Genomic DNA, 7821 nt, shown 5'->3' with positions numbered 1-7821 from the left:
CATCAACCTCACCCGCATCGACGCCTGGCTCACCGGCAGACCCCTCGCCCGCACCCGGACCTCACCCTTTGCAGCACTCCGCCCCGCTGGATGAAGCCCAGCGGGGCGGAATTAACCAACAGCGTCCCTCTCGGTCGGGGGCATCCGCCTATTAGCCCACGCCCTGAGCAGCGCGTGCCACCTGACCCGGCCCCCAGGGTGTGAAGCCCCATGCGCACGGGCGGCCGGGTAAAGCGTGCGCCCTCATCCCGGCACCGACGTACTGCTGCCTCCGGGCCCGACCGCCGGCGACAGCATCGTGTGCACGGACAGACCGGGCTCGAGCAGCAAAAGGCCCGACCCTCCCTTCGGGAGAGGCCGGGCTGTATGCGTCGGTGAGGAGGACGAGCGCAGGGCACTAGATGGCCGGGGCGCGCAGAAGCCGCTCCTGGGTAGCCTCGGGCAGCACCCGCCGCAGGACCGGTGCGGTCGAGCTGAGGGAGGCGGCGAAGGCCGCGACGAGATCGTGCGGGACGCTGGCGCCGAAGGACACCGCCCACAGGCACGGTGCGCCGAGCGCGGGCTCGGCCCACGCCTGCCACCCAGCCGGTCCCACTTCGTCGGCCTCGGTGGTCAGGGCGCGCGGGTCGGCGTCCTGGATGAGGGGCGGCACCTCGCCGAGGCTGATGTGCGAGGTGAACGTCGGGTCCGTCGCCGCCGCCTGGGGCTGGTCGATGTCGCGGAGCCAGCCATGTGCAGCGACGGCATCGAGGACCAGCTCAGGCCCGGCGATCGGCACGGCGGGCTGGTCGCGGGCATCGAGCGCGACGAGGAAGTCGGCCACGGACTCGCCGGGGACGTCGGGGGTGAAGTACGCCGACCACTGAGCGAGCGGGCTGCTCGTGTCCGCGCGGGCGGAGACTTGCCAGGCGATCGGCAGATCCCCCAGGTGGAACGGCTCGTCCGCCAGGCTCCACTGGGCCCACCGGAGGGTGTCGGGGCTGATGTGCAGGACGGTGCTGCGCAGGACCTGTCGGTCCTCATCTGCTTCGTCCGGCTGGTTGCGACCGCGGACGATCGTCAGGCTCGTCCAGCCCAGGCCGGCGAGCGTGTCGGCGACGGTGTCGTAGAGGCGCTTGTCGTCACCGGCCAGGTGCCGGGGACCGACCCAGAACGCGGGCTGACCACCGGGCGGGGTGGACGGGTCGAGCGGGAAGTCGGGGTACAGGGGCGCCTCCAAAGGCTTGATGCGGTTCTACTTGCCGCCGGCAGTTCGGCGAGGGCGGCGCGGTGGTGCCTGGACGGGGCCCTGCCAGGCAAGGGCGACGGCGACCTCGGGCGGCAGATGGCCGAGCTGTGTGTTCTCGTCCCGCCCCTCCGCGAGGTAGACCACGGTCCGGCCGGTCTCGTCCACGGACTGCATGACCTGCGCGAGGCGGTGTGCCATGGGGAAGAACGGGTTCATGGCCTGGCGGACCGGAGCGTTCCGGTCGTAGTCGGACAGGCGGGTGATGAGCTCGCCAACGGTCATCTCCGGATGCGTCACGAACAGCCTCCTTGTGTGAGGAAAACGGTGAACGGTGGTACGGGGCTGCCGTCCCGTGTCGGCGAGCCGCCCTCGGTGAGGACCTCCGGCCGATCCCTGCGGTGTCACACCCGCCGTGAGGTTTCCAGCACGCGTGCCACTGCGGCGGCGACGATGTCGGCCGGCGTCTCGGTGTCGAAGGACAGGTGGTAGCCGCGCACCTTGGCTGTGCCGGTGACGGCGATCTTCCATCCTTCGCCGTCGGTACCGGGACGGCCGAGCGGGAACCAGCCGAGGTAGAAGCGGCCGTCCTTGCTGCTGACGTGCACGTCCGCACGGTCGTCCACGATCAGGTTGAAGTCGTCGGCGGAGAACTGATCCATCACGAGCGTGGGCTGGCCGGGCCCGAGCTGCCACTCGCGCAGCCGGAGGGCCTCGATGGTGGTGGAGAATCCGGGGCCAACGGGAGCCATGGTCACGGGCAATCACCTCTTTGACCTGGGGTTTCTTGCAAGGTCGTCTACGTTGACATGGTCTCGAACGCGTTGGCCAGTCTTTCCGCGCTCTTTCCTGTCTGCCCCCGGCGAACTGTTGCCTTCCGCCCCTTCGCGTCGCTCTCACGAAGTCACCTGAAGGAAAGAGGTGGCCAACTAGAGGCCCGGAGGTGCAAGCTGGCCCGTTTCCCATCGTGAGGAGAAGTACATGGAGATCCGGCCGCTTGAGGAGCTGCGCGCTGCGGACGACCTGTCTCTGGCGTTCAACCCCTGTGGGCTCGGCGGCCGTATGAGGCCCGAAGACGCCACGGAGTTCCAGCAGCGGCAGATCGCCGACTGCGACTTGGCGGAGGGCGTCGCGGCAGGAACACGCGACTCCTTCGAGCGGCTTCGCACCGTCTTCGCCTATGGCGTGCTGTGCTACGACGTGTACACCATGGTCGGCGACCAGGCGCTCCTCATCTACGAGCAGGCATTGCGCGACCGCTTCATGGAGTGGTGCTCCGGCACCATCACGTTCCGTCTCCCCCAGGCCCCGGACGTTTCCTACACCGTCACGTCGTACGACGACGTCAAGAAGCGCGCGGACAGGATGACGCGGCAACGCGCGAAGCTGGTCGTCGACTCCAACGCCATCGAGTTCAACGGGATGCTGCACGGGCTCCGTGTGTGGGCGCGTACGGCGGGTCTGCTCCGCGGGCGGCGCAGCCGCGCGGTCGAAGACGCGCTGGCCAAGCTGCGTAACTACGTTGCCCATCCCTCCGGCCACCATGTCGACACCCCCGTCGGGGCGGCCCGAACGGTGCGGGATCTGGCGGAGCTGATCAACCAGCTGTGGGGGCAGGCCACCCCCGATGGGCGCCTGTACCCGGCACCCTTGCACCGGGAGATCACCGTGCTGAGCTGGAACGGTTCCGGGCGGGCACGGATGGAACCCGCCGGCGCGCTCACCGCCCCCAACGCCATGGAAGATCACGAGAGCGACGAGTACCAGTACGTCGTGGTACGGGCCATCCCCTTCATCCCGGGCAGTCGCTGGAATGACGCTCACTGGGCGGAGTTCGACACCCGCTACGACACCACACGGTTCCCGACGGATTACCTGTGGTGCCCGGGCACCCGCGAGGAGGCCCGGGCGTGGCTGGAGCAGGAGCGCCCCGAGGGGGACAGCGTCGACTTCACCGACCGGGTGTTCCTCGTCCAGGACCACGGGCGCCTGCTGCCGCCGATGCGGCCGGCGGTGGCGGCCGGGCTGCCCGACGCCGAACGGGTCGGGGTCTGGCATGCCGTGCGGGCAGACTTTCCCGACGACGCCTTCGCGCACGTCCGAGGCTCCGCAGATCGCAGCGCTGGTCACGCCCGCCGCCCCGGAGACTGTCCTGCCTGCTCTGCTGAGGTCCTTGGCTCCGGCACCTACGACGAAGCCCTTCGTGCTGCTGCCGCCGCTCTGGGACCGATCCAGGCGGTGCACCTGCCCTCCGTCCGACTCCCCTCGTCGATCTTCTGGCCCGACCGACCGTGAGCGGTACAACGTGAGGAGACGGGGGGCAGGCCGACACCACCAGCCGCCATGGGTCATGGCCGCAACTGCTCCATGACCCAAGAGCCATGCCGAGCAGCAGCCCGCCGCCCGGCCCCGGGGAGAGCCCAGGCCCGTGCCAGGGTTATCCCCATGGACCCCATGATCCCCGCACACGTCCCCGACGAGCCGCCGCTCACCTACGCCGACAGCTTCGACATACCGGTCCTGTTCCGTAACGGGCCCGCGGACAAGCCCAAGAGGCAGTGGCGGACGGCCGAGCACAAGGCGTGGACCGGGTCGGACGGGTTCCCGGCAGCGGATGGCTGGTACGCCCCGACCACCACGTGGCGCGAGATCATCAAGGCCGCCACCGAGGTCGGCCGCGACGTCACCCCGCACCTGCAGAACCAGCCGCAGTACGCGCACGGAGAACTCGTCGCCCGGGTCGCCCCGCTGTACGCCTACCTCGGCGCGCACCCCGTCGAGCCCCGGCACCCCGTACCGGGCGCCAAGGGTCGGCGCCTGACCCTGAACCCGGTCTACGCGCACGGAACCGAGCGCACGGCGAAGAACGCCGCCGCCTACCGGCTGGGCATGACGATGACCGAGTGGGCCTGCCGCTCGCTGCTCGGCCTCGGGCAGACCGAACACCTCGAACTCGGCGGCCCCATCCCCGCCCTGAGCGAAACCTTCAAGGACCCGAAGACGAAGCTGCCCGACCTGTGGGGACGGCACGAGACGGAGGAGATGTACTGGCTTATCGAGGCCAAGGGCGGTGCCGTCGGCGTCGGCGCGCTCCGCAAGGGATGGGCGCAACTGGAGGCCGGCAGCAAGATCCTCGGCTCGTACGCGCACCGCACCGTACTGGTCGGAGCCTCCGTGCGGCCCGGAGACGACCTCTTCCTCACCATCGACCACGACCTGCACCCCGGCCTGCCGCCCCTCCCCCCAGCCGGATCCGACCCCGACGACGAAGCGGGCCCGGGGAACCTCGAAGACCGCCTCGGCGACAGCGACGACGCGCTCATCGGCGCGGCCCGCGCCCAGATGCTCGCCTACCTGGCGCTGCGGTCCGCTCCCTCCTCCCAGCTGCGCACGGTGCCTGTGCCTGCCGACCGCACTTCCCGTCACCGGCGCTCCGGCCTGACCACCCCCCTGGAAGACGACACCCTCACGCTCGCCATGCGGGCCGACGCCCGCGGAGTGGCGCCCCACGTCGAGCAGCACACCCTGCGCGCCGGGATCCGCTCCATGGGGCTCGACGACTTCCTCACCTGCCGCATTCCCGGTACCGAGGTCCACCTCGGCATGTCCCGGAAGCTGTTCGCCGCCTGCGAGCGCCTCCACGAGGAAGACCTCGCCATCGCCCGCCGCACCCCGGGGCTGCGCGCCGAGGACCAGCTGGCCGACGACTCGGGGCTCAGCGAGGAAGCTCAGGAAGAACAGCGACTCACCCGACGGCGGATCTTCCGCGAGCAACAGGAGGAAGCCCGTCCTCGGCTGCGCCCCCTGCTCCGTGCAGCCTACGAGCGGGGTGCGACGAGCGACTGGAGCGACCTGCTGCGCCGTCCCGAGGAACCCATGCTTGATCTGCAGGGTGACGAGGGTCTTCTCGAAGCGGCGACGCCGGAGACGTACCTGGCCGTCAGCCGCTACGACGTACCCCCGATCCACGCCTAGCCGCGGCGCGTCACCCCCGCGGCCAGGGCCTGCCCCGGGTCGATGTGGTTAAATCCGGAGTGGTGGGCCCGGCGGGGTCCCTGCCCTGTGCTCGACCCGACATCGAGCACGCCGTGGAGAAGCCAACTTGGCCGGCGCCGCTGCATGGTCCGCATGTTCTTCGTGGCTCTCCGCCGCGCGTGCTGTGTCGGGACGGCTCCGCGGTGTTGAGGAGCTTCGAGTTATGAAGACAACCGCCGTCGAACGTCGCGCCGAACTGCTGCGTCTGTACACCGGGATGCCCTGGCAGTCCGCCCGGCGCCGGGTCGAGGCCGCAGCGCCTGGCTCCTTGTTGATCCCGCAGCCGGACGCCGACCAGATGCTGCTGGAGGCCCGGGTGATGGCCGCACTGGCCTGGCGTCGGATCACCACTCTGCACCCGTGGGGCATCGAGTACGTTGACCCCCGCTCTGACCGCCTCCTGATCCGATTCGGGGCCGACCCGGTCGAGCAGCACGACCCGGAGGAGACCCAGGCTCTGGACCTGGCCGAGGCGCTGCTGCCGCGCGCCGACGAGTACGGCGACATCAAGGGGGTGCCTGGGGCCCGTACCCACGTCGAGGACGGGTTGGTGGTGCTGCGCGTGCTGGACACGTCCGCCTCCGTCACTCTGCTGGGTTTGGACCCCGACGACTGGCTGCGCGCGGTCGACGTCCAGGACCGGCAGATGGGCGCCTACGGCATGACGCCATGCCACCGCGACATGCCGACCCGGTGGCACCCGGCCGAGCGCCCCTACCGGCGGCCGGGCCGTCGGGGCACCGCGGCGTCGGCCTGGTTGACCAGCGGGCTGCTGCGCCGTGTCGGTCTGATCCGCACCCTGGGGGCGCCGCTGGCCGTGACCGGCTGGCTCGGCCACCACGAACGCGACGGTGGCGAGCGCTGGATCATCGACCCCACGTTCGCGGAAGGTTCCGGCACCACCGGCCACCGGCGGCTCATGGCGCTGCTCGCGGCGCCCGGCTGGGGCCTGCCGCTCGCCTCCGTGGACGAACACTGCACCTGCGATCTGCCGCCCGGCTACAGCGACCAGTGCACCACCGTCGCCGCCGGCCTGGCCGGGCGGCCCGGAGTGCTGGAGGTTCGCGCCATCCAGCGCCACGGCGACCGCCTGAAGCGGATCCAGGAGCTCCGCCCTGCGAGCTACGCTGTCCAGCAGCAGCTTGCCCTCTCCGTGCCCGCCTGGGTCGACCGCTGGCTCGAACATGGTGGATCTCCTACTTCGCAGGCCGGTCCGCGCCGTGACCAACCTTCGCTGAGAATCACTCACACATCACGAGTCACAGCCGATCCCTGTCCTGTCGCACCAACCATGAGCGAATCTCACTGAAGGGGTTGACGGATCGCAGTTCGTCTCGTCGAGAAATCGTCGCAACACCCGCGATCATGAGGGGTGCAGATGGCGTGCACGATAGGGGAGGCCGATTTCTGCTCACCAGAGGCGGCGTTCCTGGGCCGTAAGACCCGCAGCGTTCATCAGGTGCTCCCACTGGGCAGCCAGTGGCTTCGACCACGCAGGGTCCACACCATGCCCGTACGCAAGCAGCCCGTCGATGTGGTTGACGAAACCTTGCAGGGAGCTGTAGCCGGCGTGCTCGACGTGGGCCCCAATCCCGAACTTGGCGACACCGCGGACGTGATCTTCTAGTCCCCTTCTCGTGTGCCGCGGAAGTCGGAGTCTCTCGCCGTCCACGAGGAGACCCAAGACGATCTTGCGGGCACCTGGCGGCACAACGCGGGTCTTCTTCCTGTGTAGCCGGAACCGGGCGTCGGACACCGCTGCCGAGATCTCGGAGACGCAGCGTGTGAGCGTGGAGCGGTCGAGGCTTCTCAGAGTTGAAAAGGTCATGTCGTCCGCATAGCGCGTATACGTCATGCGATACCGGTCGGCGACGGATGAGAGAGCCTCGTCCATCGGACGGGCGGCCAGATTGGCAAGTGCGCCACTCGCGGGGGCTCCCTGTGGGAGGTAGCCCAGGACCGGCGCGCTGTAGCCGGGGATGGCCTGGTATGCACTCCTGATGTGAGGCCAGGTGATTCCGCCCGGGACACGGGTACAGACGCGGGCCATTTCGAACGAGACGAGACTGTTGTAGCCGACCGCCCGCAGGATTGATTGCACAGTACGCTCGTTGACGGAGTGAAAGAAGTCATGGAGATCGAATTTCAGTAACCACGAGGCACCAAGGTGAAGTTGCGCGCATTGCACGGCAGAGCGTCCCTGCTGGTAGGCGTAACTCGCCCCGTGTGCTGGGATCGGGCTGACTACGTTGGTCAGGAGCCAGCGTTGCACGTCCATCAATACGGGCGCTGGGGCTGCAATTGTGCGAGATTTGCCGCGCTCACGCTTGGGGCGCGAGAACTCGGTGTATGGGTCTTGTCGACGCTGGACGACCCTTCGCAGGTAAAGGTAAGGTGCCCCAGTCTGGTGGGCCAGGTGCCCCAGCGTCAGTACAGGTGTGAGTCCTTGACTTCGGACTCGTCGCATCTGCTCCAAAGCCTCGTCGATGACTGAGGAAGTGACGCCGTTCCTGCGGCCGAGGCTCCTGTAGAGCGCGGGAGAGTCGATGGGTGGCCTACCT

Annotated in this window: 7 protein-coding genes; 3 read left to right on the top strand and 4 right to left on the bottom strand. The window is 69.1% G+C overall.

Features of this window, described 5'->3' with window-relative positions; translation table 11 throughout:
- Positions 1–397: 397 nt before the first annotated feature.
- From E2B92_RS18460 to E2B92_RS18450, 3 genes are all read right to left on the bottom strand, one after another.
- On the bottom strand, positions 398–1219 hold the full coding sequence (locus E2B92_RS18460) for a DUF317 domain-containing protein (protein ID WP_126887503.1): 822 nt from the start codon (positions 1217–1219) through the stop codon (positions 398–400).
- 15 nt (positions 1220–1234) lie between these two features.
- On the bottom strand, positions 1235–1525 hold the full coding sequence (locus E2B92_RS18455; RefSeq protein ID WP_126887502.1) for a hypothetical protein: 291 nt from the start codon (positions 1523–1525) through the stop codon (positions 1235–1237).
- A 104-nt stretch (positions 1526–1629) separates the two neighbouring features.
- The gene (locus tag E2B92_RS18450) at positions 1630–1983 is read right to left on the bottom strand and encodes a DUF317 domain-containing protein (RefSeq protein ID WP_126887501.1); all 354 of its coding nucleotides are present in this window, start codon (positions 1981–1983) and stop codon (positions 1630–1632) included.
- Positions 1984–2206: 223 nt separating this feature from the next.
- Between E2B92_RS18450 and E2B92_RS18445 the strand changes: the two genes are divergently transcribed.
- From E2B92_RS18445 to E2B92_RS18435, 3 genes are all read left to right on the top strand, one after another.
- Entirely contained in the window at positions 2207–3520 is a 1314-nt protein-coding gene (locus E2B92_RS18445) for a hypothetical protein (RefSeq protein WP_126887500.1), read from the top strand.
- 150 nt (positions 3521–3670) lie between these two features.
- The gene (locus tag E2B92_RS18440) at positions 3671–5200 is read left to right on the top strand and encodes a gamma-glutamyltransferase (protein WP_126887499.1); all 1530 of its coding nucleotides are present in this window, start codon (positions 3671–3673) and stop codon (positions 5198–5200) included.
- 223 nt (positions 5201–5423) lie between these two features.
- Positions 5424–6569, top strand: a complete 1146-nt coding sequence (locus E2B92_RS18435) for a hypothetical protein (RefSeq protein WP_126887498.1) — start codon at positions 5424–5426, stop codon at positions 6567–6569.
- 102 nt (positions 6570–6671) lie between these two features.
- On the opposite strand, the gene E2B92_RS18430 is transcribed toward E2B92_RS18435, so the two are convergent.
- Positions 6672–7727: a reverse transcriptase family protein gene (locus E2B92_RS18430; RefSeq protein WP_260604392.1), complete on the bottom strand. Its 1056-nt coding sequence runs from the start codon at positions 7725–7727 to the stop codon at positions 6672–6674.
- Between the last annotated feature and the right edge of the window lie 94 nt (positions 7728–7821).

This window comes from Streptomyces sp. WAC05374 (genome assembly GCF_004353505.1).
Taxonomy (GTDB): domain Bacteria; phylum Actinomycetota; class Actinomycetes; order Streptomycetales; family Streptomycetaceae; genus Streptomyces.
This window is presented reverse-complemented; position numbering and strand designations above follow the sequence as displayed.

Coding starts and splice junctions, on each gene's coding strand:
- E2B92_RS18430 (WP_260604392.1), bottom strand. CDS start 7,727: ATGCGACGAGTCCGAAGTCAAGGACTCACACCTGTACTGACGCTGGGG.
- E2B92_RS18445 (WP_126887500.1), top strand. CDS start 2,207: ATGGAGATCCGGCCGCTTGAGGAGCTGCGCGCTGCGGACGACCTGTCT.
- E2B92_RS18435 (WP_126887498.1), top strand. CDS start 5,424: ATGAAGACAACCGCCGTCGAACGTCGCGCCGAACTGCTGCGTCTGTAC.
- E2B92_RS18440 (WP_126887499.1), top strand. CDS start 3,671: ATGGACCCCATGATCCCCGCACACGTCCCCGACGAGCCGCCGCTCACC.